The sequence below is a fragment of the Aeromonas simiae genome (assembly GCF_000820125.1).
GTDB classification, from domain to species: Bacteria; Pseudomonadota; Gammaproteobacteria; order Enterobacterales; family Aeromonadaceae; genus Aeromonas; species Aeromonas simiae.
The window spans coordinates 17603-42536 of record NZ_CDBY01000033.1; the positions used below are offsets into that span (position 1 = coordinate 17603).

The following is a 24934-nucleotide window of genomic DNA, read 5'->3' on the forward strand; positions in this document are numbered from 1 at the left end:
TTCTCAGGTGAAACCGAATTGAAAGCAGAATCCCCTTTTGATTGTCTGAAGCCGGAAGCCATCGCCGCACTGGCCGAAGACATTACGCATGGAAAGGCCACTAAACCCGCCTATAAGGCCTTCCCCTTGGCCATCACGGCCGGCGCTTTTATCGCCATTGCCTTCATCTTCTACATCACCGTCACCACAGGTGCCGGCTCCATGGCGTGGGGCATGACCAAGCTGGTCGGCGGTCTCTGTTTCTCCCTCGGCCTTATCCTCTGCGTCCTGCTCGGCGGTGAGCTGTTCACCTCCACCACCCTGACTCTGGTCGCCAAGGCCGCAAATCGCATCACCTGGGGCCAACTGCTGCGCAACTGGGGGGTGGTCTACTTCGGTAACCTGATTGGTGGCCTCATCATGGTGGCCCTGATCATTCTGTCGTCCCAATACATGGCCGCCGATGGCCAGTGGGGACTCAACGCCATGAAGGTGGCGCAACACAAGATCCACCATACTTTCGTCGAGGCTGTGGCTCTGGGCACCCTGTGCAACCTGATGGTGTGCCTGGCCGCCTGGATGGCCTTCGGCGCCCGCAGCGCGACCGATAAAGTCGTGGTTATGCTGCTCCCGGTTGCCATGTTCGTCGCCTCGGGCTTCGAGCACAGCATCGCCAACATGTTCATGATCCCGGTCGGTATCGCTATCCACAGCGTCGCCGGTCCGGAATTCTGGCAGGCTATCGGCCAGGATCCGGCTCAGTTCGCCGACCTGACCGTATCCCATTTTGTCCTGAACAACCTGATCCCTGTCACCATCGGTAATATTATTGGTGGCGGAGTCATGGTAGGACTGACTTACTGGTTTATCTTCCGTCGTCATCATTAAGGATGAAGGCGGACTACATCAATACCGTGAGAGGTAATGAAAATGGCAGAACTTAACGAACAGTTCCAAAAAGCATGGGAAGGCTTCGCGGCCGGTGAATGGCAGTCCTCTGTCAACACCCGTGACTTCATCCAGAAGAACTACACCCCGTATGAAGGTGACGAGTCCTTCCTGGCTGGCGCGACCGAAGCCACTACCAAGCTGTGGGACAAGGTCATGGAAGGCATCAAGATCGAGAACCGCACTCACGCGCCGGTCGATTTTGATACCGACCTGCCCTCCACCATTACCGCTCACGATGCCGGCTATATCGACCAGGGTCTGGAAAAGATCGTGGGTCTGCAAACTGACAAGCCGCTCAAGCGTGCCATCATCGCCAACGGCGGTATCAAGATGGTCAAGACCTCTTGCGAAGTGTACGGTCGCAAGCTGGATCCGATGGTAGAGAAGATCTTCACCGAATACCGCAAGACCCACAACCAGGGCGTGTTCGACGTCTACACCAAGGACATCCTGGCTTGCCGTAAGTCCGGCGTCATCACCGGTCTGCCGGATGCCTACGGCCGTGGCCGTATCATCGGTGACTACCGTCGTGTTGCCCTGTACGGTATCGACTTCCTGATGGCTGACAAGCTGGCCCAGTTCAAGTCTTTGCAAGACGATCTGGAAAACGGTGTCAACCTGGAAGCCACCATTCGCCTGCGCGAAGAGATCGCTGACCAGCACCGTGCCCTGGGTCAAATCAAGGAAATGGCTGCCAAATATGGCTGCGACATCTCCGCTCCGGCCAGCAACGCCCGTGAAGCCGTCCAGTGGACCTACTTCGCCTACCTGGCAGCTGTGAAGTCCCAGAACGGTGCCGCCATGTCCTTCGGCCGTACCTCCAGCTTCCTCGACATCTACATCGAGCGTGACCTGAAGAAGGGCCTCATCACCGAGCAAGAAGCCCAGGAGCTGATGGACCACATGGTCATGAAGCTGCGTATGGTTCGCTTCCTGCGTACCCCGGAATACGATTCACTGTTCTCCGGCGACCCGATGTGGGCCACCGAGACCCTGGCCGGTATGGGCGTTGATGGCCGTACTCTGGTCACCAAGAACAGCTTCCGTATGCTGAACACCCTGTACACCATGGGCCCGTCCCCGGAGCCGAACCTGACCATCCTGTGGTCCGAGAAGCTGCCGACCGCGTTCAAGAAGTACTGTGCCAAGGTTTCCATCGAGACCTCTTCCGTGCAGTACGAGAACGACGACCTGATGCGTCCGGACTTCAACAACGACGACTACGCGATCGCCTGCTGCGTATCCCCGATGGTGGTAGGTAAGCAGATGCAGTTCTTCGGCGCCCGTGCCAACCTGGCCAAGACCATGCTGTACGCCATCAACGGCGGTGTGGACGAGAAGTTGAAGATGCAGGTCGGTCCGAAGACCGCGCCGATCACCTCCGAGTACCTCGAGTACAACGAAGTGATGGACAAGCTGGACCACTTCATGGACTGGCTGGCCAAGCAGTACGTTGCTGCCCTGAACATCATCCACTACATGCACGACAAGTACAGCTACGAAGCCTCCCTGATGGCGCTGCACGATCGTGACGTGTACCGTACCATGGCTTGTGGTATCGCCGGTCTCTCCGTGGCCGCCGACTCCCTGTCCGCCATCAAGTACGCCAAGGTTAAGCCGGTACGTGACGAAGACGGCATCTCTGTCGACTTCGAAATCGAAGGCGAATACCCGCAGTTCGGTAACAACGACGAGCGCGTCGATGCCATCGCCTGCGACCTGGTTGAGCGCTTCATGAAGAAGATCCAGAAGCTCAAGACCTACCGTGGTGCCGTTCCGACCCAGTCTGTGCTGACCATCACCTCCAACGTGGTGTACGGCAAGAAGACCGGTAACACCCCGGATGGCCGTCGCGCTGGTGCACCGTTCGGCCCGGGTGCCAACCCGATGCACGGTCGTGACCAGAAGGGTGCGGTTGCCTCGCTGACTTCCGTTGCCAAGCTGCCGTTCGCCTACGCGAAGGATGGTATCTCCTACACCTTCTCCATCGTGCCGAACGCACTGGGTAAGGACATGGACTCCCAGAAGGCTAACCTGGCTGGTCTGATGGACGGTTACTTCCATCACGAAGAGAACCTGGAAGGTGGTCAACACCTGAACGTCAACGTGATGAACCGCGAGATGCTGCTCGACGCCATGGAAAACCCCGAGAAGTACCCGCAGCTGACCATCCGCGTATCCGGTTATGCCGTTCGCTTCAACTCCTTGACCAAGGAGCAGCAGCAGGACGTGATCACCCGTACCTTCACCGCTTCCATGTAAGCTGTTGAACGGATGCAAAAACCGGCGCCATGTGCGCCGGTTTTTTTGTCTTTACCACAGAGGAAAGCCAGGAAGATAAAGGAAATGTGCCCTATTCGAAGCTGGTATCGGCACCAGGGCGCAGCAGCGTCATCAGCAAACTGCCATCACGCAGCGCCTTGTGCACCTGTACCGAGGTCGGCTTGGTGGGATCTTCGTAGAAACGGGTCGATTCGATTTGCAACCGCACCAGATACTCCCCCGGCAACTGGCTCGCCAGGGATTGGTGCAACATGGGAAACAGCAGACTGTCGGCGCGGGTCAACTCACCACCGAGCAGTAACTTGCCCGGATTGAGCAGACAGATGAGGTTCGCCAGCACCTTGGCCAGCCGGCCGGCGGCCTGATGCAAGATCTGCTGACACAGGGGGTTGCCCTCGAGCGCCAGCTCGCACAGCTCGCGGATGGTGACCTGCTCAGGCAATTCACTCAGCCCCATGCGTTCACGCAGGTCTCGATACTGGGCCTCCAGCGCCTGATTGGTCACCAAGGTGCAGGCGCAGCCAAAGCCACCGCAGTAGCAGCGCTGACCATAGGGCTCGAGCTGCAAATGGCTGAGATCACCGAGCAGGGCGTGCTCGCTCTCGATCAACTGGCCATTGACCACCATCCCCACCCCGATGTCGTTATGCACGAACACCAATACCGCGTCAGAGCAATCCTTGGCCGCCCCCCACTCACGCTCGGCCTGGATCCAGGTGCGCACGTCGCCGCTGACCAGCACAGGTACACCGAAGGTGGTTTCCAGGGTCGGACCAAGCGGCCAATCGCGCAGATCGTAATAGGGGAAGTGGCGCACCATGCCACTGTGGCGCTCCACCTGACCCGGCAGACACAGCGCCACACAGGCCAGCCGCACGCCCCGCTCGGGCAAAAAGCGGCGGATCGCCTCGATCAGGCTATCGAGCAGCGTGGTGCGCTCCTCCTGGCTGAACTGGTGGCGGTGGCGGGAAAGCGAGCGCCCCGCCAGATCGAACAGCGCCATATCGACATAACCGCGGCCAAGACGCATGGAGAGAAACTGGTAGCGACGCTCGTTGATGCGCAGCAGGGTCTGGCGGCGGCCACGCCCCACGCTGCTCTCACCACAGGGAACCACCAGCTCGTTGTCGAGCAGCTCGCGGGTGATCTTGGTGATGCTGGCCGGTGACAGGCCGGTGAGACGGGACAGATCAGTCCGAGACAGCTCCTGATGCTCCTCCAGGCTGGCGTAGACCAGACCATAGTTGAGCTGCCGGATGAGATCGATGCTGCCTTTGACCAACTCGTTCATGAAGTAGTGATGCTAAGAAAGGGAGGATAATGGAGCAGATTGTCCCACACTCTGCCCCATTACCCAACTCATTCGCCTTAGTAACGGAACTGGCCTACCAGCGTCTTGAGCTCTTCACCGCTGCGCGCCAGATCCTGCGACGTGCCGTGGGTATCCTGCGACACTTCGCTCAGCTCACCCACTATGTGCTGGATGGCCACCAGGTTACGGTTGATCTCCTCGGAGACCGCATTTTGCTCCTCGGCGGCGGTGGCAATTTGCAAGTTCATGTCGTTGATGGTGGCCACCGCGCTCACCATGGTATCGAGGGAGCTGGCGATGCGTCCTGCCTCGCTGATGGTCTCCTGGCTGCACACCTCGCTCGCCGCCATCGCCTCCACCGCCTGACGCACCCCGCCTTGCAGGCGCTGGAGCATCTCGTTGATCTCCTTGGTGCTCTGCTGGGTGCGTCCGGCCAGTGAGCGAACCTCGTCGGCCACCACGGCAAAACCACGCCCCTGCTCACCGGCCCGGGCCGCCTCGATGGCCGCGTTGAGGGCCAGCAAGTTGGTCTGCTCGGCGATACCGCGGATGACCTCGACCACCGATTCTATCTTGCCGGTCTCGTGGGCCAGCTGCTCGATGACACCAGAGGCCGCGTGCACCTCGTTCACCAGCCGGTTGATACTGGCGATGGCATCGTTGACCACGACGCGGGCGGCATCCGATTCACGGGCCGCCTCCGAGGTCGCGCTGGCCGCATTGGAGGCACTCGATGCCACCTCCTGTGCGGTCGAGCTCATCTCGGTCACGGCGGTCACCACCTGATCGGTCTCACGGCTGTGCCCCTGCATCTGGTGGGCACTGCGCTCGCTCAGTTGCTGCAACTTGCCGACCGCGACAAACAGCTCGCCACTGGTCTGCCCCACCTGCCCGACCACACGTTGGATCCGTTCGACAAAGCGGTTGAAGGCGCGGGCCAACTGGCCGACCTCATCATTGCCATGCACCTTGAGGCGCTGGGTGAGATCCCCCTCCCCGGCGGCGATATCGTTGAGGGCGCTCACCGCATCGACCAGCGGTCTGGCCACCCGGTTGCCCACCACCAGCGTGACCACCAGGGTCACGGCGAGGATGAGCAGGGTGATGAGGCCATTGCTGACGATTTCCGAATAGAGGGCATCCTCACGTTCGGCGCGCAGGGCGCTGAGTTCATTTTCGATGTCGTCGATATAAAAGCCGGTACCGAGCACCCATTGGTACTTGTCGAGCACCACGTTAAACGACAGCTTGGGCGCATCCCGCCCGATGGACGGTTTGTTGGTCCAGTATTCCGAGTAGCCATCCCCCTCGCGGGCCGCCTTGATGATCTCCTGGATGAGGTACTTGCCCTTGGCATCCTGATCCTGCCAGCGATTTTTCCCCTCCACCTCGGGACGGGTCGGCAGCAATACGGTGTTACCCGCGAAATCGTAGATAAAGAAGTAGCCGTCGCTGCTGTAGCGCAGCGCCCGCACCGTCTCACGCACCGCCTCGCGCGCCTGCGGCGAGTCGGGATCGGCATATGCCTTGGCGAGCGCCGTCTGCGCCAGCATCAGGTAGCTGCCGAGCTGGGCCTTACGCGCCCCGATCGCCTGCTCCCGGTTCTGGATCAGCTCATGGTCAAGATCACTTCTGGCCAGCAGATAACTGCTCACGTTCATCGCCAGCGTGACCAGCAATACAGGTACGGCTCCGAGCAACAATACCTTGTGTTTCAATATCATGTTCCTGACTCCTTATTATCGTTATCCGCACACCGAGCTAACCCCTGCCTGCGGTTTCTCGCATCGTCTCGCTGGCGTCCGGCTGGCCGTATCATTAAAATCCGGCGCTACTCCTTTATATCGACCGAGCCTTAGCAACAATGAGTCACGATTCACCCTGCCCCTGCGGGTCAGACCTCTTATATAGCGTCTGCTGCGCCCCGCTGCACCACGGCGCGAGCGCCACCACCCCAGCAGCACTGATGCGTTCGCGCTACAGTGCCTTCGTGCTGGGCCTGGGTGAATATCTGGTTGCGACCTGGCACCCCGATTTTCTTGGTGAACTGGATGCCATGACCCTCTCGAAACAAGAGACACAGTGGGATCATTTGGATATTCTGGGCAGCGGCGAGCAGGGTGACCAAGGCTGGGTTGAGTTTCGCGCCTGGTATCGTGAGGCGGGGCGGCTCGCCTGCCTGCACGAGCGCTCGCGCTTCGTGCGCGACGCGGGGCGCTGGCGCTACACGGAAGGGGACATCATCCCCCTGCGGGCCGGTCGCAACGATCCCTGCCCCTGCGGCAGTGGCAAGAAATACAAGAAGTGCTGCGGTTAACCATAGGAAGCCGGCGAGCACAGGGATTACCAACAACCGTTTAAAGGTGTCATCTTGAGCGTTTCCACTCAGGCATCTTCCATCCGACAACGCATCATGGCGAGCCCGGTGCAAGAGACGCTGGTGCAAGGATTGCCTGTTCTCGACTATCTGCTGCACGGCAGCGAGGCGATGATCGAACTCACCACCCCGATCGGCCAGAATCATGCGGTGACCACCACCCTGATAGGCTCGGATCGGCAGCGCTATCTCTATTTCGTGCTGCCGGAGCTGCCCGCCTATCAGCGCGATCGCTTCTTCGTCGAGGGCTACCGCCTCTCGGTCAGTCTCATCTCTGAGCGCGGCAACGGCGCCATGGTCGCCTTTCCAAGCCAGATAGAGCACCTGATGGTGCGCCCGCTGCCGCTGTTTACCGTCAAGCTACCCAACCAGATCACCCTCTACCCCCTGCGCGGCGAGACCCGCTACCCGGTCTGCCTGACCGGCAGCGTCATGGTGACGAAGCGCCAGATAGAGGTGCAGCTGCGCGATCTGTCGATCCACGGTTGCAGCTTCAGCACCTCGGCGCTGGCGCCGGCGTTTACCAACGAGCAACCCATCATGCTGCGCCTCGAGTCCGCCGGGCTCGGCCAGAAGTTTCTGTTAAGCGGCACGATTTGCAATCAGCGCCGCATCAGCAGCAACACCGTCTACGGAGTGCGCTTCGATCGCGAAGGGATGCGCCACAGCCAGGAGATCTTCAAGTGGCTGCGCTTTGACGGCAGCCAGATGGTGTTTCGCGAGCCGGTTCGCCAGGGCGCCTGACGCTTCGCCCCGGCCTACACAGCGGGGCCCCACCCAGCCTCTTGCGATCATCATCACAGTTCGCCCATTTGCACGCCCCACCGTGAGCGTTTGCGCTCATAATTTTGGCCCATATCAAACATTTCGCTCTCGTTTGTCGCCACACTAGGGCCAAACGAGAAGCAGTGAGATGGGCAACATGAAACGGATCACCACCCAGGTCGTCATCATTGGCGGCGGCGCCACGGGGGCAGGCATCATGCGTGACTGCGCCCTGCGCGGTATCGACTGCATCCTGCTCGAGCGCGACGACATCGCCTCAGGCACCACAGGCCGCAACCACGGCCTGCTCCACTCCGGCGCCCGCTATGCCGTCACCGATCAGGAGTCGGCCCGCGAATGCATCCAGGAAAACCGCATCCTCAAGCGCATCGCCAGCCACTGTGTCGAGGCGACCGGAGGGCTGTTTCTGACCCTGCCCGAGGATGACATCGGTTTTCAAAAGACCTTTATGGAGGCCTGCGCCCGCGCCGGCATCGAGACCCGTCAGCTCGATCCGCGCGAGGCGCTGCGCCGTGAGCCAAACGCCAACCCGGCCCTCATCGGCGCCATCGAGGTGCCGGACGGCACGGTCGATCCCTTCCGCCTGACCGCCGCCAATGTGCTCGATGCCAAGGAGCACGGGGCGCGCATCTTCACCCACAGCAAGGTGCTCGGGCTCTTGCGCAGCCAGACCCGGGTCTATGGGGTCAAGGCCATCAATACCCGCACCGGCCAGGCGTTCGAGATCGAGGCGCAGGAGGTGATCAACGCCGCCGGGATCTGGGGCCAGCAGATCTGCGAGTACGCCGATCTCGGCATCCGCATGTTTCCGGCCAAGGGCTCCCTGCTCATCATGGACTACCGCATCAACCAGCTGGTGCTCAACCGCTGCCGCAAGCCGGCCGACGCCGACATTCTGGTGCCGGGCGACACCATCTCCCTCATCGGCACCACCTCGAGCAAGGTCGACTACCACAGCATCGACAACCTCAAGGTCACCCCGGAAGAGGTGGAGGTGCTGCTGCGCGAGGGGATAAAGCTCGCCCCCATCATGGCGCGTACCCGCTTGCTGCGCGCCTACGCCGGGGTACGCCCGCTGGTGGCGGTGGACGGCGACGAGTCGGGGCGCAACATCAGCCGCGGCATCGTGCTGCTCGATCACAGCGAGCGCGACGGCTTGCAGGGGTTCAACACCATCACCGGCGGCAAGCTGATGACCTACCGCCTGATGGCCGAGTGGGCCACCGATCTGGTGGCCAAGAAGATAGGTAACAGCGCCCCATGCCGCACCGCCGAGTTGCCGCTGCCCGGCTCACGCGAGCCGGAGAAGGTTTCGGCCCCCGGCCTCAGCGCCCCGGCCGAAGGATCGGCCCAGTATCGCCACGGCGAGCGAGTGATCGCCTTCTTTCGCGACAACCCCAGGGCCAACGCCCTCATCTGCGAGTGTGAGATGGTGACCGCCGGCGAGATTGAATATGCCCTGCGCGAGCTGGACGTGGACAACCTCATCGACTTGCGCCGCCGCACCCGAGTCGGCATGGGCCCCTGCCAGGGGGAGCTGTGCGCCTACCGCGCCGCCGGCCTGATGCACGAGTACGGCAAGGCCGACGGCCGTCAGGCCTGCGTCATGTTGCGCCAGTTCATCGAGGAGCGTTTCAAGGGCACCCGCCCCGTGCTATGGGGCGACGCCCTGCGCGAGGCTGAATTTACCTACTGGATCTATGAAGGGCTGTTTGGGCTTGGCAGCTGGACCGGCGAGCCAGACTCGCAGCAAGGAGCCGCATCATGACCTTCGATTGCATCATCATTGGCGGCGGCGTGGCTGGGCTCTCTGCCGGCCTGCGCCTGGCCGAGGCCGGCCGCAAGACCCTCATCATGGCCTCGGGCCAGAGTGCGCTGCACTTCTCCTCGGGCTCGGTCGATCTGCTCGACGTGCCGGGCGATCCGCGCGCGGCACTGCCGGCCTTCATCGACGCCCACCCGGATCACCCCTACGCCAGGGTCGGCGCAGACCACATCATTGCCAGCCTGCAAGCGCTACAAGCCCACTGCGCCGCCGAGGGGCTGATCCTGCAACACGGCGAGCGCAACCACCAGCGCATCACCCCCATCGGCACCCTCAAGGCGACCTGGCTCTCCCCCGACAACTGCGCCATCGCCGGCGAGGCCGTGCAGCCGGATACCCTGCTGCTGGCCACCCCGGAGGGGTTTCGCGACTTCCACCCGGCGCTGGCCGCCGCCAACCTGGCGCGCCAGCCCGGTTTTGCGCACTGCCGCATCCTCACCGGTGAGCTACGCCTGCCCCAGCTGGCCGAGTTCAGCCGCAACCCCCACGAGTTTCGCTCCGCCGACATCGCCCGCCTGTGCGATCGCCACGATCTGCTGGCGGATCTGGCGGCCGAGATCTCGCGCCTGACCCACCAGGCGCAGGGGCCGTGCCGCCATGTGATCCTGCCAGCCTGCCTCACCCTGGGGCGGGTCGACGAGCGCCTGCACGAGCTGGAGAAACGCACCGGTTGCACCATCCGCGAGGTGGCCACCATGCCGCCGTCGCTACTCGGCATGCGCATGCAAGAGGCGCTGCGCCGCCGCTTCGTTGCCCTCGGCGGCACCTTCCTCACCAGCGAGCGGGTGCTGGGCGCCCGCTGCATCGGTGACCGGGTGCAGGGGCTCTACAGCCAAAATGGCGAGGATCTCTTGTTCGAGGCCGAGCACTTCATCCTGGCCAGTGGCAGCTTCTTCAGCCGCGGGCTGGAGTCGCGCCTGCGCGGTATTCGCGAGCCCATCTTCGGCGCCGACGTGCACGGATCGTCAGAGCGCGACCGCTGGGCCGATCAGCGCCTGTTTGGCCGCCACCCCTTCCTCGGCTTCGGGGTCAAGACCGACGAGCGGCTGCGGGTGCTGCGCGAGGGGCAACCGCTCGCCAACCTCTACGGCGCCGGCAGCGTGCTGGCCCACTATGACCCGGTGCAAGAGGGCTCCGGCTCCGGCGTGGCCATCGCCACCGGCTGGCAGGCCGCCGGCCACATTCTGAGCGAGGCCCTATGACCCCGCTCCCCCATATCCTGCGCCTTCATCTCTGCCAGGAGGAGAACTGACATGCTGCTCGATCATGCCAACCAGACGTTCGATCAGTGCATCAAGTGCACCGTCTGCACCGCCTACTGCCCGGTGGCCAAGGCCAACCCGGCCTACCCCGGCCCCAAGCAGGCCGGCCCGGACGGGGAGCGGCTGCGCATCAAGAGCCCCACTCTCTACGACGAGGCCCTCAAGTTCTGCACCAACTGCAAGCGCTGCGAGGTGGCCTGTCCGAGCGGGGTGCGCATCGGCGACATCATCGCCAAGGCCAAGCACAACTACGGCGACATCAAACCGGGCGTGCGCGAGTTTGTCCTCTCCCATACCGATCTGATGGGCAGCATGTCGACCCTGATGGCGCCGGTGGTCAACTTCTCGACCGGCCTCAAACCGGTCAAGGCGGTGCTCGACAAGGCGCTCGGGGTCTCCTCCCACCGCGACTTGCCCAAGTACTCCCAGGGCACCTTTCGCGGCTGGTACAAAAAACAACAGGCGGTGCAGGCGAGTTATGCCCGTCAGGTGGCCTACTTCCACGGCTGCTACGTCAACTACAACCACCCGCAGCTCGGCAAGGAGCTGGTACAGGTGCTCAACGCCATGAACATCGGCGTGCAGTTACTGGCGCGCGAGAAGTGCTGCGGCGTGCCGCTCATCGCCAACGGCTTCATGGAAAAAGCCAAGGCGAACGCGGCCTTCAACATCAGGCAGATGGAAAATGCGCTGATCGGCAACGAGATCCCACTGCTCACCACCTCGTCGACCTGCGGCTTCACCCTGCGCGATGAGTACCCGCACCTGCTCGAGCAGGACAACCACAGGGTGCGCGGGCGCATCTCCCTCATCACCCGTTTTTTGTGGCAGGAGTTCCAAAAGGGCAATCGGCCGCACATGCGGCCACTCGATCTGCACATCGCCTACCACACCCCCTGCCACCTGGAGAAGATGGGGGGGGTCATCTACACCCTCGAGATCCTGCGTGCCATTCCGGGGGTGCGCCTCACCGTGCTCGACTCCCAGTGCTGCGGCATCGCCGGCACCTACGGCTTCAAGTCGGAGAACTACGCCACCAGCCAGAACATCGGCCAAGGATTGTTCGAGCAGATAGGCCGGCTCAAGCCCGATCTGGTGGTCACCGACTGCGAAACCTGCAAGTGGCAGATAGAGATGAGCACCCCCTACCGCTGCGAACACCCCGTCCACCTGCTGGCCCAGGCGCTGGCCTGATCCTCGCGAGCCGGCGCCCCGCCGGCTCCTCTTTCTCGAGCGCTTCACCAGGCCAATCCGTGCTGGCGGCATGCGCCACGAGCGACGCACTCGGCCGGCGCCTTTCCCAAATCACGCCCCAACCACAACGCCGAGGGCCACCATAGGGTGGCCCTCGCTGGGGATGCGGTGATCGGCCATCCCTATCCGAAGCGGCATCGCTACCGGGTGATCGCCAGCGGGAGGAGCACGCCGGGCAGCCTGCGCCGCAAGTGAGCGGCCGCCCCCGCAGACAAGCGAGGGGCGCGCAAAGTGCGGCTAGCGACTGGCGTTAAAGCGCATCGCCTCGTCAAAGAGCTGCTTGGCGTGCTCCGGCGCAATATGCTCGACCAATTCAGGATGAGGGCAGAGCAGCTCCCGGCTACGCAGCCGGCTGATATCTTCGTCGACGAAGGCCGTCTTATTGGTGACAAAGAGGGCGTAGATGTTCTGGTAGACCGTCGCCTTGTTTTGGGTGGCCAGTGCAGTGGCAACGCTCCACAGGGTCATGCCCCCGGTGTCAATCATGCAGCGATCCTGACGGGAGAAGATGCGCATCTGCGGCTCGGGAGGCGGCGGCGGGGGCGGCGGAGCACACTGCTGGGGCGGGATCGTGGCCGACAGCAGCATCTTGCCAGAGACGGCCCAATAGAGGGTGCGCTCCTGCGCCAGCCAGGCACAGGGTACCGGTACCCGCAGGGTGAACAGGTTCTCCAGCGCCGCGCCCTCCAGGGTTTCCAACTTGCCATCACGGCGCAGCAGGACATCGCCCTGGATGCTGGGACTGACCAGCGTCATACGCAGCATACCCTGACGGTAGCTTTGAAAGGTGAAGGACTCTTGCGCTTCCGATGGCAAACTGCCGCAGAGCAGGAGGGGAAGCAGGATGAGTGGTAAGAGACGAAGAGACATAGGCGTAATCACTGTTCAATAGGCCCTATGCTAGCACTGCTCACTCCGGGCCAGCGGAAGCCCTCGGAGAAATGCAAAGCAAAAACGTTCGCCACAGGAGTGGTGGCGACATCGCCGGACGTCACTGTCTATTTTTTACACAGAAGACAGATAAAAAGAACCGGCCATCATGGCCGGTCAAACAGTTCAGGCTTGTCAGGTGACAACGCAACCCAATAGAGGTGATGCTCCGTTTCAGGCTCCTTCCCGATTCGATTCATCGTGGGTGCAGGGTCAGAATAACGCCAAGTTACTGAATTAGGACTGAATCAGCCGATCAAATGGCCAAGGCTCTGGCGCAGGTAGGCGCCAGCCCCGAGCAAACCCGGCCCCTCATGGGTGATGAGGAACACCGGGATCGGGTGCAGATAGGACTTAAAGCGCCCCTTATCTTCAAACGCCACCCGAAAGCCGGAGGCCAGGAAGAACTCCTGGAAGCGCGGCACAATACCGCCAGCGATATAGATGCCGCCAAAGGTGCCCATGTTGAGCGCCAGGTTACCGGCAAAACGGCCCATCAGCACACAAAAGAGGCTCAAGGTGCGTCGGCAATCGAGGCAGGAGCCTTCCAGCGCGCGCTCGGTGATGTCCTTGGGGGCCAGTGTCTCGGGCTCGCGGCCATCGGATTTCACCAGACCACGGTAGAGGTTGACCAACCCAGGGCCAGAGAGGAAACGCTCGGCCGAGACGTGGCCCAGCTCGCCGCGCATCACTTGCAGCACCGCGTCCTCTTCCTCGGTGTTGGCGGCAAAATCCACGTGCCCCCCTTCACCCGGCAGGCTGATCCACTGCCCCTGGGCCTGCAACAGGTGGGCCACACCGAGCCCGGTGCCCGCACCATAGATGGCGATCGGCTTGCCGGACAGCGGAGCCTCACCACCAATCTGGATGCGATCGCCCTCCCCCAGCATCGGAATGGCCATGGAGACGGCGGTAAAGTCATTGATCACATGCAGCTGCTCAAGCCCCAGATTCTGGCGAGTCTCTTCAATGGAGAACTCCCAGCTGTGGTTGGTCATGGCCACCCAATCCCCCTGGATCGGACAGGCAATCGCGATACAGGCCTGGCGCACCGGCTCACTCACCTCGTCAAGGTAGTGACGGATCACCACTTCCAGGCTGGGATGCTCGGCACCGGCAAAGGTCTTGGCGTGGCTGATGGCACCGGTGGCCAGCTCGCACAGGGCCAGACGGGCGTTCGTCCCCCCCACATCCCCCACCAGGGCATATTTCTGCTGCATGAAAAACTCCTTCGTTACGTCGTGGCGAATGGCGGTTCCCGGACCACCACCTTGTTATTGGCGGCCATTCTACTCCTGTGATGGCGGGTTACGTCAAAGTAGCCTCAGCAAACGTGCACTGGGTCACAATGTCGTTACTTTGCCACATTTGTAACCCGATAACGGGTTTCAAAGGATGCCCACGTCACCTGAAAGAAATTATTAGACATCTGTCATACTTTACAGGGTCTATATTGGTGAGCATAACTGCTTGTCAGGTATCATCTTGATGCCTAACGGCCCCGTGCATGAGCAATAAAATCAGTGCGACGACACTGAAGCTAAATTACAAACCCCTGGTGGTGATGATGAATACGCTAGAAAAAATTACCAAAAACTTGGAAAGTTTCAGTAAGTCGGAACGCAAGGTCGCGGAAGTGATCCTGGCCGCGCCTCAGACGGCGATCCACTCCAGCATTGCGGCACTGGCCAAGATGGCCGATGTGAGTGAACCCACCGTCAACCGCTTCTGCCGTCGTCTCGACACCAAGGGGTTCCCCGATTTCAAACTGCACCTGGCCCAAAGCCTGGCCAACGGCACCCCCTACGTGAACCGCCACGTCGAGGCTGAAGATGGCCCCGATGCTTACACCGCCAAGATTTTCGAATCCACCATGGCCTGCCTCGATGCCGCCAAAAACAGCCTCGATACCTCCATCATCAATCGCTGTGTCGACATCCTGACCCAATCCAAGAAGATCAGCTTCTTTGGCCTGGGCGCCTCCTCTGCCGTCGCCCGCGATGCCCAGAACAAGTTCTTCCGCTTCAACATCCCCGTGGTCTGCTTCGATGACATCGTCATGATGCGCATGAGCTGCATCAACAGCAGCGAGGGGGATGTCGTGGTGCTCATCTCCCATACCGGCCGCACCAAGGCGCTGGTCGAGATCGCCGCCCTGGCCCGTGAGAATGACGCCACCGTCATCGGCATGACCTCCAAGGACTCCCCGCTGGCCCGTGAGTGCAATCTGGTGCTCTCCATGGATGTCCCGGAAGACACCGACGTCTACATGCCGATGGCCTCGCGCATCGCCCAGCTGGCACTGATCGACGTGCTGGCCACCGGCTTTACCCTGCGCCGTGGCATGAAATTTCGGGAGAACCTGAAGAAGGTCAAGGAGGGGCTCCGCGAGTCCCGTTTTGACAACTCCACCGCCGGTTAAACAGGCAGGGGCAAATGCCCCTGCTCTTTTTTGTGGCGGCCACGGCTCTGGTGTATGGTAAGGGCATTTCGCATCGGCACTCGTCCGCTTTCATCATTGCAATGGAGTCTTTTCATGCCAAGACGCACTAAAATCGTGACCACGCTCGGCCCGGCCACCGACCGCGAGGGGATCCTCGAGGGGATTATCCTGGCCGGCGCTGACATGGTACGGATGAACTTCTCTCACGGCACCGCCGACGATCATATCGTTCGCGCCGATCAGGTACGTGCGCTGGCCGCCAAGCATGGCCGCCATGTCGCCATCCTCGGCGATCTGCAAGGCCCCAAGATCCGCGTCTCCACCTTCAAAGATGGCAAGGTCTACCTCGCCATCGGCGACCAGTTCGTGCTCGATGCCGCCCTTGGCAAGGGAGAAGGCACTCAAGAGCAGGTCGGCATCGACTACAAGGAGCTGCCGAACGACGTCGAGCCGGGCGATATCCTGCTGCTCGACGATGGCCGTGTGCAGCTGAAAGTCGAGCGTGTCGAGAGCAGCCGCATCCATACCACCGTCACCGTGGCCGGCCCCCTCTCCAACAACAAGGGGATCAACAAAAAGGGCGGTGGCCTCTCCGCGCCGGCCCTGACCGACAAGGATAAGGAAGACATCAAGACCGCGGCCCGCATCGGCGTCGACTACCTGGCGGTCTCCTTCCCGCGCAGCGGCGATGACCTTCGCTATGCCCGCGAACTGGCCCGTGAAGCCGGCTGCGATGCCAAGATAGTGGCCAAGGTCGAGCGGGCCGAGACCGTTGCCACTGACGAGGCGATGGAAGACATCATCCTCGGTGCCGACGCCGTCATGGTGGCCCGTGGCGATCTCGGGGTGGAAATCGGCGATCCTGAGCTGGTCGGCGTGCAAAAGAAGTTGATCCGTTTCTCCCGCCGCCTCAACCGCGTGGTCATCACCGCCACCCAGATGATGGAGTCGATGATCAACGCCCCGCTGCCGACCCGCGCCGAGGTAATGGACGTGGCCAACGCCGTGCTGGACGGCACCGATGCCGTGATGCTCTCGGCCGAGACCGCCGCCGGCAACTTCCCCATCGAGACCGTCACCGCCATGGCCGGTGTCTGCGTCGGTGCCGAGAAGCACCCGAGCATCAATGTCTCCAACCACCGCATGAACTACACCTTCACCTCGGTGGAAGAGACGGTTGCCATGTCGACCATGTACGCCGCCAACCACCTGCAAGGGGTCAAGGCGATCGTGGCACTGACCGAATCCGGCACCACCCCGCTGCTGATGTCCCGCATCAGCTCGGGCCTGCCGATCTTTGCCCTCTCCCCCCACGCCCGCACCCTGGCTTGGACCAACCTCTACCGTGGCGTCACCCCAGTGATGTTTGACGGTGAAGAGAGCAAACCGGTCTACGAGGTGTGCCGCGACGCCCTGGCCGTGCTCAAGGCCAAGGGGCTGCTGCAAAGTGGCGACATGGTGCTGCTCACCCACGGTGACAAGATGGAAACCGTCGGCAGCACCAACACCTGCAAGGTGATGACGGTCGAGTAACCCCAGCCCAGACGAAAAGAGCGCCACGATGGCGCTCTTTTTTTGCCTGAGGGGGAAGGCAAATAAAAAAGGGCGCCCGATGGGCGCCCTCCTTGCTTTAGCGTGACCGGGATCAGGCCGCGTCGCTCATGCCGTTGCCGGGCTGAATGTTCTCCAGCACGCCCGGCTCGAAGTGATCGACCTGGATCGCCTCGTAGCGCAGGGCATCGGCAGCGCGCAGCTGATCAGCCTCGTCCTGGCTCAGCACCCCCTTCTCGAGGGCCGCCGCCAACAACTCGGCAAACGGCAGCTTACGCGGCAGGCGCCCTTCCTTCTGGGCCTGGTAGATCTTCTTCTCATAGGGCTGCACCGCCACCATGGCCAGGAAGGCGCGCTCCATGAGGCCAACCGGATCCTGATCATCCTTGCCGACATAGCACAGGGCGGTGAGGCGTTCGCGCTGCTCGCCCGGCTTCATCATGGCGCTGCAGATGGCGTGGCAGCGATCGTCGCCCGGCATGCGGTAGCCGATACCAAACGGGAACACCACCCGCTTGAGCAGCATGCCCACCGCCTTGCTTGGGAAGTTCTGGAAGAAGCCGTCAAACGCCTTGCCAATCAGGTAGAGGTTGCGCTCCACCGCGTACTGGACGAACGGCAGATCGGCTACCACCCGCCCCTGATCCTCGTAGTGCTTGAGGGTGGCAGAAGCCAGATAGAGGTGGCTCAGCACGTCGCCAAGACGGGCAGAGATCATCTCCTTGCGCTTGAGCTCGCCGCCCAGCATCAGCATGGAGATATCGGCGCACAGGGCCAGCCCCTTACTCATGCGGCCCAGCTGCTTGTAGTAGCGGGCAGTGGCGCCGCTAACCGGGGCCGAGTTGAACTGACCCAGGGTCAGCCCCTGGAACAGGGCGCCGAAGAAGTTGCCGGTACCAAAAGCGATGTGCTTCATCAGCAGGCCGTCAAACTTCTCGAGACCGCGCTCGAAGTCAGGATCGGCGGCCGCTTCCATCTCACCGAAGACATACGGGTGGCAGCGGGTCGCCCCTTGCCCGAAGATCATCAGGTTACGGGTCAGGATGTTGGCCCCTTCTACCGTGATGGCGACCGGCACGCCCATATAGGCATACCCCGTGTAGTTCTTGGGCCCGAGCTGGATAGCACGACCGGCGTGGATATCCATCGAGTCATCCATCACCTGACGGGCCATCTCGGTCATGTGGTACTTGGAGATCGCGGTGACAATGGCCGGCGCCTGACCAAGATCCAGTGAGCCGGCGGTCATGCGACGAGCTCCTTCCAGCTGGTAGGTCAAACCACCGATACGGGCCAGCGCCTCCTGAATGCCCTCGAACTTGCCGATGGACATGCCGAACTGCTTGCGCACATAGGCGTAAGCACTGGCGGTGCGGCTGGTCATGTGGCCACAGGCGGTGCCGAGCGCCGGCAACGAGATGCCGCGACCGGCGGAGAGGCACTCGACCAGCATGCGCCAGCCACGGCCGGCGTAGTCGGGGCCACCGATGATCCAGTCGAGCGGGATGAACACATCCTTGCCGAAGGTCGGGCCGTTGAGGAAGGCCAGCCCCATCGGGAAGTGGCGATCGCCGACACGCACGCCGGGGTGGCTGGTCGGGATCAAGGCGCAGGTGATGCCGAGCTCCTCCTTGTCACCCAGCAACTTCTCCGGATCATACAGCTTGAAAGCCAGACCCAGCACGGTGGCGCGCGGCGCCAGCGTGATGTAGCGCTTGTTCCAGTTCAGGCGGATGCCAAGCACCTCCTTGCCCTGGTATTCGCCCATGCAGACGACGCCCTTGTCGGGAATAGAGCCGGCATCGGAGCCCGCCTCGGGGCCGGTCAGGGCGAAGCAGGGGATCTCCTTGCCGTTGGCCAGACCCGGCAGCCAGTAATCCTTCTGGGCCTGGGTGCCGTAGTGCATCAGCAGCTCGCCCGGGCCAAGGGAGTTCGGCACCATCACGGTCACGGCAACGCTCAGGCTCTTGGTGGCGATGCGGGTGACGATGGTGGAGTTGGCAATCGCCGAGAACTCGCGGCCACCATAGCTCTTGGGAATGATCAGGGAGAAGAACCCCTCTTGCTTGAGGTAATCCCACACCGCTTCCGGCAGCTCCTTGGCTTCGTTGACGATCTTGAAGTCGTCGACCATAGAGAGCAGGGTTTCGACCTGATTGTCGAGGAAGGCCTGCTCCTCGGCGCTCAGCTCAGCCTTGCCGTAGCCGTGCAGCTTCTTCCAGTCCGGTTTGCCGCGGAACAGTTCGCCGTCCCACCAGACCGAGCCAGCCTCCATGGCCTCCCGCTCGGTGGCCGAGAGGGGCGGCAGTATCTTCTTGAAGATGCCAAAGACAGGGCGGGTCACCAGCTTCTTGCGCACCGGGGCAACCCCCAGCACGACCGCGATGGCAAGGACCAGCAGGATAAGCAGTGTGGTCATAGGTCAGTTCCTTTTACGTTCACAGTTCCGTTGATGCTTGTTGTGGTTGTTAGCCGGCCAGCGAAAGCCGGGTCGGATTGACTGGCGCACCGACACCGGACGCCAGGTAGGGGATCACGTTACGCACCAGCCCCTCGACATCGAGCTGCTGGCCAAAATCGGCCTGCGCGATATCGCGCAGGGCATCGGCCGACGCCATGGTGAACACGACGGTGCCGAGGGTGAAGTGCAAGCGCCAGAAGAGATCGGCCGGAGAGAGGGCCGGATTGGCCCGGGAGATGGCCTGGGTGATGTGACCGAGCACCTCACCATACTCGCTGGTGATAAAGCGGCGCAGGTGGCCCTGGCTATCGATATAGCCGCGACCCAACAGTTGCATGAACAGGGCCGGGCCGTTGCTGCGCACCTCAGTCAGGGACATCAGCGGCTCGACAAACGACTCAAATACCGCGAGCAGGGTGATCTCCTCTTGCTGCTGCAGGGCATCAAGCTGGGCATCCAGGCGCGGCATGAAGAGGCTGAGATAGCGATCCAGTACCGCCTGGATCAGCTCCTTTTTCGAGCCAAAGTGGTAGTTGACCGACGCCAGATTGACATCGGCCTCACCCGTGATGAGGCGCAGGGAGGTATCGGCGAAACCGCGCTCGGCGAAGAGCACTTCGGCGGCATCCAGAATACGGTTCTTGGTGTCGGTCTTGGTCACGAAAACGCCCTCTTAAACGAATGTTTAAAAAGTACGTTTCACCCCCAGCAATGTCAATAGCATGTTAATGAGATTACAAAACTGTTTTCAGGGTTTGTGATGTATGAAGTGAAATGTTTTTTTGAACTTTCGCCGCAGGGGGCAGTCTATATCTATGCCACTGCAATTAAGCATTAGTCTTTGCCCAACATTCCCTGTGTAAGTTGGGCATTTTTTTGTCTGCAATTTGCCCTTCACCCCCTCTGCTCAAGCAGAAAGTCGCGCAGCGCCCGGTTGGCCCGCGACAGAGGATCTTCCCGCCGCCATGCCACACAGAGATCCAGATGAATGGGCGGTGAAAAGGGCACCGCATAGAGATCGGCATCCTCCTCTATCGCCATGCGCAGCAAGGTCGTCACCGCAAACCCCTGGCGCACCACCGCCTTGTGCAGCGGAATAAGGTTGCTCTCAAAGGCGATGCGTGGGGTGATACCGGCCTCGGCGGCCAACTGCTCCATGTACTCCCTGTGATAAAAACCGTGACGAAACAGGGCCAGCTCCTCGGCGAAGAACTCCGGCAAGCTGATGGTGCTGCGTCCGCGCCAGGGGTGATCCTCGCCCACCACGGCCACCATCTCCTCGCGCACCAGCCGCTCCCCCACCAGCTCGGCCGGCAGATCAGAGGCAATGAGAATGGCCAGATCGAGCTCCCCTTGCGCCATCCTGGCCAGCAGGGCCCGAGTCCCCGCCTCTTCCACCTGGATCCGCAGTCCCGGATAGCGATGCTTGAACGCCATCAAAATGGGGGGAAAAAAATAGGAGCCCAGCATAAAGGGAATGCCGATGCGCACCTCGCCGCTGACTAAAGAGCGCAGCTCCGCCATCTCCTGCTCGGCCCGCTCGGCCTGCAACAACAGCCGCCGGGCATGGCCGAGCAGCACCTCACCTTCCGCCGTGATACGTACCCGCCGCTCCTGGCGCTCGAACAACTTGAGCTCGAGTCGCTGCTCAAGCCTGGCAATCGCCATGCTGACCGCCGACTGGGCCACATGATGACGCCGGGCCGCGGCAGTAAAGGAGCCGGTCTCGGCCACGGCAACCAAATAAGCGAGCTGGCGCAGATCCATCTATCACCTCAAGTGATGCATTTGATAATTTAAATATATTATCTTTATGTATGGCCGCTCCACTACTCTCTCCCCATCACATGGGAGTGCCGTCATGCTCGAACTCGGAAGTCGCCCCTGGTGGCGCGCCACCCTGGCCCTCGGCCTCGGCTCGTTTCTGGTCTTTCTCAATCTCTATCAGGCCCATCCCCTGCTGCCTTTGCTCACCGATCAGTTCGGCGTCTCGGCCTTGCTGGCCGGCGGCGCCCTCTCGGCCTGCACTGCCGGGTTGGCCGTTGGGCTAATACCGGCCGCGCGGCTGGCCGATCGCCTGGGGCGGCGCCACGTCATGCTCGGCGGCCTGCTTGGCGCCATCCTTTTTTCTCCCCTTGTCGCCCTGTGCAGTCACTTCGAGGCGCTGCTACTGCTGCGCTTTATGCAGGGGTTGCTGCTGGCAGGCCTGCCGGCCACGGCGATCGCCTATATGGGGGAGGAGTTCAGTAAGCGGGGATTGATGAGCGCGGTCGGCATCTACATCGCCGCCAACTCACTCGGCGGTATTGCAGGAAGGGTGGTCGCCGGTCTGTTTGCCGGCTGGCAAGGAAACTGGCAGGCAGCATTCTGGGGGATCGGACTGCTCAGCCTGCTGCTACTGCCGCTGGTCATGTGGCTGCTGCCAAGGCAGCAGGGATTTGTCCCCAGTCAGCCTCGGCGCGGCGAGCTAGTCAGTGCGCTGCGGCTGCACCTTGGCTCCCCGCTGCTGGTCGGCGCCTATCTTATCGGTGGGATCAACTTCATGGTGTTCCTGAACCAGTTCAGTTACCTCACCTTCTTGTTGAGCCATGCCCCCTTCTCACTGCCGGCCCAGTGGCTAGGGTTGCTGTTTCTCACCTACCTGCCGGGCACCCTCGCCTCTTCCTTAAGCGGACGGTTGGGACAACGGCTGGGCACGGCCCACGCCATGACCCTCGGCATCCTCATCATGATAGGCGGCGCCCTGCTGCTGCTCGGTGGTACGCTGATGATGATCCTGAGCGGGCTGATGGTCGCGAGTTTTGGGTTTTTCCTGACCCACGCCAGCGCCAGCAGCTGGGTCGGCCAGCATGTGCAGAGCCACAGAGCGATCGCCTCGTCCCTTTACCTCATCGCCTACTATCTGGGCGCCAGCGTCGGCGGCGTCTACCTGCACCCCTTCTGGGAGGCAGGAAAAGTCATGGGGATGGTGATGGGCGTCTTGCTTGGGTTGCTCACCACCATGGCCATCAGCCTCTGGCTGGGCCGGAGTGAGCGCGCGAGGCGAGCCGGCCCAAGATGTTGTCAGCGCTGAGGTTCATGCCAGAGGTCGGCAGGCACGGGGATCACCGCCCCTGTCGCTTTTTCCTCGGCGATCACCGCCTCCAGAGGGCGCAAATGAAACTTCACCTGCCCGCCGGCAAGCGGTAGCGCCACGTCGGGGTTGCGGCCATCAAGCTGGTTGTCAGTGCGAAATGCCAGCTGAGGATGCGCCGCGACCAAGGTGCTCAGCGAAGGCACCACCAACTCGATATGCTCAAGCCCCGCCTGATGGCTGCGGCCCGGTTTGGGAGCGGCCAACTCGATGCAGGGCACCGCATGTCGTGCCAGCTGCACCGGCTGATGATAGCGAAAGGTGGCGATCGGCCTTCCTCCTATCATCCCCTCGACCAGCAGCTCGCCAGCCTGCGCCAGCGCAGTGCGTAAGCGCAGATACTCCTCCCGGCTGGCGGCGCGGTAGCAGAGGTGGTCGACAGGATGGGAGATATCGATCCCCAGTTCAGCCAACTGACCAAGCAGCGAAGAAACAAAAGGGGCCTGCGGCCCCAGTAGTGTGTCCAACGGATGAACCATGAGTTACCACTTTTTCTTGGGTTGAAACAACATATCCAGCTCGTCGGCTTCCTTGTCCTTAATATTTTGCAGCTCTTTCTGGCTCTCACTTTGCAGCCGATGATCGAGTTCAGCCAGCCCCTGGCGCAGATCCTCTTCGCGGGCGATAAGGTAGGCATCCTTGTCGCTCACGTTGCCAAGCACCGCCAGCCCCTTGGCGAGCAGCTGCCGGCAAGAGCCAAACTGATTGCTGTTCATCGCCTCGCGAGCCCGTTGCAACAGGTTGGCAATATTGACTTTGAGCAGCATCAACTCGAGGCGGCGATCCTCGTGGGCAAAGCCCTGCGGATCGATCTTTCCCTTGTTGTGTTCCACCCGCAACACGGCCCGCATCTTCTTGATGGTCTGCAACATCTGGATCGCCTGGCGATCCGACTCGGGGGGACGGAAACTGCCGTCATCGGGTGAGCGGTAATTCTCCTGAACGCTGGCGATCTGCGCCTGGGCATCCTGGATTCGCTGCTTGATCTGGACATGCCCTGGCGAGGCCTGGGCGATGGCACGATAGGCATCGAGGATGCGGTGTTGCAGTATCAGTACCAGTGACTTGGAAAAAGGCAGCAGATTGACATTGAGCAGCACTGCCTCAGCCTCGTCGGCAATCGACTTGTAGCGGGCCACGGTGGCGCGCCGATCAGATGCCACTTTTTGCTTGTACTGCTGCATCACGTTATAGGCGATCACTAAAAACAGCAGCGCGCCTATCGACAGCAGCACCAAGGTCAAAATCATGGCATCCCTCGCTCAATTCAAGCCCAGTCGTGTGATCCTACATCAAGCAGCAGCCTTGTGACAGCCTGCCTGTTGCTATGCATCGGCATCAATAGAGGCTTTCTGAAGCTACTTGAGTAAAAAACCCTGCCGCTGCAATGCCGCCAGCATGAAGGGCCGGGCCTCTTTGCCGAGGATGGCGCGGATTTGGCCACTCCAGGTCACGCTCTTCTGATTGCTGCTGCGCCCTTGATAGTAGGTGTGCATGGTGTCGTCATAGGCCGCCAGCAACGCACTGTCCACCTCTGCCGGATAGTGGTTCTCATGCACCACCAGCGCGCGCGGCAGGCGTGGCTTGCGCTCCGGGATCTGGGCCGGGTGGCCAAGGCACAGCCCAAACAGCGGAAAGACCCCGACAGGCAGGGAGAGCGCCTCCACCACCTTATCGGGGTGGTTGCGCAATCCGCCTATGTATACACCGCCCAGCCCCATCGATTCGGCCGCCAACAGGGCGTTTTGCGCCATCAGCGCCCCATCGATGGCCCCGATCAGCAGTTGTTCGGTAAAGCCGGTCATGGCATCGGGGGCCACCGCCAGATGGCGGCGATAATCGGCGCAAAAGACCAAGAATTCGGCCGCTTCGGCCACATAGGCCTGCTGGCCCGCATACTCGGCTAACCGCTCGCGCAGCCCGGGCTCCGTAACGCGGATGATGCTGTTGGCCTGCAAAAAACTGGAGCTGGAGGCCGCTTGGGCACTGGCCAAAATGGCGTCAAGCTGCTTCGCCGTGATGGGCTCAGATGTGAAGCTACGAATGGAGCGATGGTTCAAAATCAGATCGACAACGGAATTCATTGATCCCTCCTTGCGTGAAGGGCTCACTCTAAACCAAAAGCCGGGGGAGGCACAGCCTTCCCCTTGCGCATCAGGGCGCCGGATAGGTTGGCGGCGCCCGCAACCCGAGCGGCAACCTCAAGGCCCCCAAGCGCGGTAGGGGCGGACCAGAAAAGTGGGCGAAGAGGGCAAAAAGCAACTTAATAAAGCGCGAAGTACCAATACCGGTGCGCTTCACATGGCCCAGTCAGTCAAGCACCAGAGGAAAAACGCGGCTCGGGCAGCTTGCATCTCCCTCTATTCGGAAAGGGGCCAGAAGTATTA

The 24934-nt window shown here is 61.7% G+C and carries 20 protein-coding genes; 10 read left to right on the plus strand and 10 right to left on the minus strand.

The annotated features are described in order from the left end of the window. The first annotated feature begins 18 nt into the window (after nt 1–18). Both focA and pflB read left to right on the plus strand, forming a co-directional pair. Nucleotides 19–867 (plus strand): formate transporter FocA, encoded by an 849-nt coding sequence (gene focA, locus BN1134_RS04950; protein ID WP_042045617.1) that lies wholly within the window; start codon nt 19–21, stop codon nt 865–867. 42 nt (nt 868–909) lie between these two features. Then, complete coding sequence (gene pflB, locus BN1134_RS04955) at nt 910–3192, plus strand: formate C-acetyltransferase (protein ID WP_042045673.1); 2283 nt, start codon at nt 910–912, stop codon at nt 3190–3192. 91 nt (nt 3193–3283) lie between these two features. Here the strand turns inward: pflB and BN1134_RS04960 are convergent, their stop codons facing one another. Together BN1134_RS04960 and BN1134_RS04965 are read right to left on the minus strand one after the other, a co-directional pair. After that, nucleotides 3284–4504, minus strand: coding sequence for an ROK family protein (locus tag BN1134_RS04960; protein ID WP_042045618.1), 1221 nt, complete (start codon nt 4502–4504; stop codon nt 3284–3286). Between the two features lie 77 nt (nt 4505–4581). Beyond that, nucleotides 4582–6249, minus strand: coding sequence for a methyl-accepting chemotaxis protein (locus BN1134_RS04965; protein ID WP_042045620.1), 1668 nt, complete (start codon nt 6247–6249; stop codon nt 4582–4584). 140 nt (nt 6250–6389) lie between these two features. Between BN1134_RS04965 and BN1134_RS04970 the strand changes: the two genes are divergently transcribed. From BN1134_RS04970 to glpC, 5 genes are all read left to right on the plus strand, one after another. After that, a complete protein-coding gene (locus BN1134_RS04970; RefSeq protein ID WP_084214714.1) occupies nt 6390–6842 on the plus strand; it encodes a YchJ family protein in 453 nt (150 codons plus the stop codon). 54 nt (nt 6843–6896) lie between these two features. Further along, entirely contained in the window at nt 6897–7646 is a 750-nt protein-coding gene (locus BN1134_RS04975) for a PilZ domain-containing protein (protein ID WP_156991671.1), read from the plus strand. A gap of 178 nt (nt 7647–7824) precedes the next feature. After that, entirely contained in the window at nt 7825–9456 is a 1632-nt protein-coding gene (gene glpA / locus BN1134_RS04980) for an anaerobic glycerol-3-phosphate dehydrogenase subunit A (RefSeq protein ID WP_042045674.1), read from the plus strand. Continuing rightward, nucleotides 9453–10715, plus strand: a complete 1263-nt coding sequence (gene glpB / locus BN1134_RS04985) for a glycerol-3-phosphate dehydrogenase subunit GlpB (RefSeq protein ID WP_042045625.1) — start codon at nt 9453–9455, stop codon at nt 10713–10715. The genes glpA and glpB overlap by 4 nt, the downstream gene beginning before the upstream one ends. 51 nt (nt 10716–10766) lie before the next feature. Beyond that, nucleotides 10767–11969, plus strand: a complete 1203-nt coding sequence (gene glpC, locus BN1134_RS04990) for an anaerobic glycerol-3-phosphate dehydrogenase subunit GlpC (RefSeq protein ID WP_042045626.1) — start codon at nt 10767–10769, stop codon at nt 11967–11969. Nucleotides 11970–12266: 297 nt separating this feature from the next. Here the strand turns inward: glpC and BN1134_RS04995 are convergent, their stop codons facing one another. Continuing rightward, on the minus strand, nt 12267–12899 hold the full coding sequence (locus BN1134_RS04995) for a LysM peptidoglycan-binding domain-containing protein (RefSeq protein ID WP_042045628.1): 633 nt from the start codon (nt 12897–12899) through the stop codon (nt 12267–12269). A gap of 308 nt (nt 12900–13207) precedes the next feature. Next, nucleotides 13208–14179: a glucokinase gene (gene glk / locus BN1134_RS05000; RefSeq protein ID WP_042045630.1), complete on the minus strand. Its 972-nt coding sequence runs from the start codon at nt 14177–14179 to the stop codon at nt 13208–13210. A 347-nt stretch (nt 14180–14526) separates the two neighbouring features. On the opposite strand from glk, the gene BN1134_RS05005 reads away from it, so the two are divergent. Both BN1134_RS05005 and pyk read left to right on the plus strand, forming a co-directional pair. Next, nucleotides 14527–15381: a MurR/RpiR family transcriptional regulator gene (locus BN1134_RS05005; protein ID WP_193004469.1), complete on the plus strand. Its 855-nt coding sequence runs from the start codon at nt 14527–14529 to the stop codon at nt 15379–15381. 114 nt (nt 15382–15495) lie between these two features. Then, entirely contained in the window at nt 15496–16935 is a 1440-nt protein-coding gene (gene pyk, locus BN1134_RS05010; RefSeq protein WP_042045631.1) for a pyruvate kinase, read from the plus strand. 112 nt (nt 16936–17047) lie between these two features. On the opposite strand, the gene BN1134_RS05015 is transcribed toward pyk, so the two are convergent. The 3 genes from BN1134_RS05015 to BN1134_RS05025 all read right to left on the minus strand — a co-directional run bounded on the left by BN1134_RS05015 (nt 17048) and on the right by BN1134_RS05025 (nt 21181). After that, the gene (locus BN1134_RS05015; RefSeq protein WP_042045632.1) at nt 17048–19372 is read right to left on the minus strand and encodes an acyl-CoA dehydrogenase; all 2325 of its coding nucleotides are present in this window, start codon (nt 19370–19372) and stop codon (nt 17048–17050) included. 49 nt (nt 19373–19421) lie between these two features. Beyond that, complete coding sequence (psrA, locus tag BN1134_RS05020; RefSeq protein WP_042045633.1) at nt 19422–20075, minus strand: TetR family transcriptional repressor PsrA; 654 nt, start codon at nt 20073–20075, stop codon at nt 19422–19424. A gap of 233 nt (nt 20076–20308) precedes the next feature. Further along, nucleotides 20309–21181: a LysR family transcriptional regulator gene (locus BN1134_RS05025; protein ID WP_042045635.1), complete on the minus strand. Its 873-nt coding sequence runs from the start codon at nt 21179–21181 to the stop codon at nt 20309–20311. Between the two features lie 94 nt (nt 21182–21275). On the opposite strand from BN1134_RS05025, the gene BN1134_RS05030 reads away from it, so the two are divergent. Next, nucleotides 21276–22487: an MFS transporter gene (locus tag BN1134_RS05030; RefSeq protein WP_042045636.1), complete on the plus strand. Its 1212-nt coding sequence runs from the start codon at nt 21276–21278 to the stop codon at nt 22485–22487. Here the strand turns inward: BN1134_RS05030 and BN1134_RS05035 are convergent. The 3 genes from BN1134_RS05035 to nfsA all read right to left on the minus strand — a co-directional run bounded on the left by BN1134_RS05035 (nt 22478) and on the right by nfsA (nt 24631). Then, nucleotides 22478–23026 carry a VOC family protein gene (locus tag BN1134_RS05035; protein ID WP_042045637.1) on the minus strand — a complete coding sequence of 183 codons (549 nt, stop codon included), beginning with the start codon at nt 23024–23026 and terminating at the stop codon, nt 22478–22480. The two genes, BN1134_RS05030 and BN1134_RS05035, sit on opposite strands and share 10 nt — an antisense overlap. Nucleotides 23027–23029: 3 nt before the next feature. Further along, the gene (locus BN1134_RS05040; RefSeq protein ID WP_042045639.1) at nt 23030–23797 is read right to left on the minus strand and encodes a hypothetical protein; all 768 of its coding nucleotides are present in this window, start codon (nt 23795–23797) and stop codon (nt 23030–23032) included. A 108-nt stretch (nt 23798–23905) separates the two neighbouring features. After that, nucleotides 23906–24631 (minus strand): oxygen-insensitive NADPH nitroreductase, encoded by a 726-nt coding sequence (gene nfsA / locus BN1134_RS05045; RefSeq protein ID WP_042045640.1) that lies wholly within the window; start codon nt 24629–24631, stop codon nt 23906–23908. Between the last annotated feature and the right edge of the window lie 303 nt (nt 24632–24934).

What these genes read in the sequence shown, in the direction of transcription:
- pyk (WP_042045631.1), top strand. Translation starts at nt 15,496, where the DNA reads ATGCCAAGACGCACTAAAATCGTGACCACGCTCGGCCCGGCCACCGAC.
- BN1134_RS05015 (WP_042045632.1), bottom strand. Translation starts at nt 19,372, where the DNA reads ATGACCACACTGCTTATCCTGCTGGTCCTTGCCATCGCGGTCGTGCTG.
- BN1134_RS04970 (WP_084214714.1), top strand. Translation starts at nt 6,390, where the DNA reads ATGAGTCACGATTCACCCTGCCCCTGCGGGTCAGACCTCTTATATAGC.
- BN1134_RS05030 (WP_042045636.1), top strand. Translation starts at nt 21,276, where the DNA reads ATGCTCGAACTCGGAAGTCGCCCCTGGTGGCGCGCCACCCTGGCCCTC.
- BN1134_RS05035 (WP_042045637.1), bottom strand. Translation starts at nt 23,026, where the DNA reads ATGGTTCATCCGTTGGACACACTACTGGGGCCGCAGGCCCCTTTTGTT.
- glpA (WP_042045674.1), top strand. Translation starts at nt 7,825, where the DNA reads ATGAAACGGATCACCACCCAGGTCGTCATCATTGGCGGCGGCGCCACG.
- BN1134_RS04960 (WP_042045618.1), bottom strand. Translation starts at nt 4,504, where the DNA reads ATGAACGAGTTGGTCAAAGGCAGCATCGATCTCATCCGGCAGCTCAAC.
- BN1134_RS04995 (WP_042045628.1), bottom strand. Translation starts at nt 12,899, where the DNA reads ATGTCTCTTCGTCTCTTACCACTCATCCTGCTTCCCCTCCTGCTCTGC.
- BN1134_RS05040 (WP_042045639.1), bottom strand. Translation starts at nt 23,797, where the DNA reads ATGATTTTGACCTTGGTGCTGCTGTCGATAGGCGCGCTGCTGTTTTTA.
- pflB (WP_042045673.1), top strand. Translation starts at nt 910, where the DNA reads ATGGCAGAACTTAACGAACAGTTCCAAAAAGCATGGGAAGGCTTCGCG.
- nfsA (WP_042045640.1), bottom strand. Translation starts at nt 24,631, where the DNA reads ATGAATTCCGTTGTCGATCTGATTTTGAACCATCGCTCCATTCGTAGC.
- glk (WP_042045630.1), bottom strand. Translation starts at nt 14,179, where the DNA reads ATGCAGCAGAAATATGCCCTGGTGGGGGATGTGGGGGGGACGAACGCC.
- glpC (WP_042045626.1), top strand. Translation starts at nt 10,767, where the DNA reads ATGCTGCTCGATCATGCCAACCAGACGTTCGATCAGTGCATCAAGTGC.
- BN1134_RS04965 (WP_042045620.1), bottom strand. Translation starts at nt 6,249, where the DNA reads ATGATATTGAAACACAAGGTATTGTTGCTCGGAGCCGTACCTGTATTG.
- glpB (WP_042045625.1), top strand. Translation starts at nt 9,453, where the DNA reads ATGACCTTCGATTGCATCATCATTGGCGGCGGCGTGGCTGGGCTCTCT.
- BN1134_RS05025 (WP_042045635.1), bottom strand. Translation starts at nt 21,181, where the DNA reads ATGGATCTGCGCCAGCTCGCTTATTTGGTTGCCGTGGCCGAGACCGGC.
- BN1134_RS05005 (WP_193004469.1), top strand. Translation starts at nt 14,527, where the DNA reads ATGAATACGCTAGAAAAAATTACCAAAAACTTGGAAAGTTTCAGTAAG.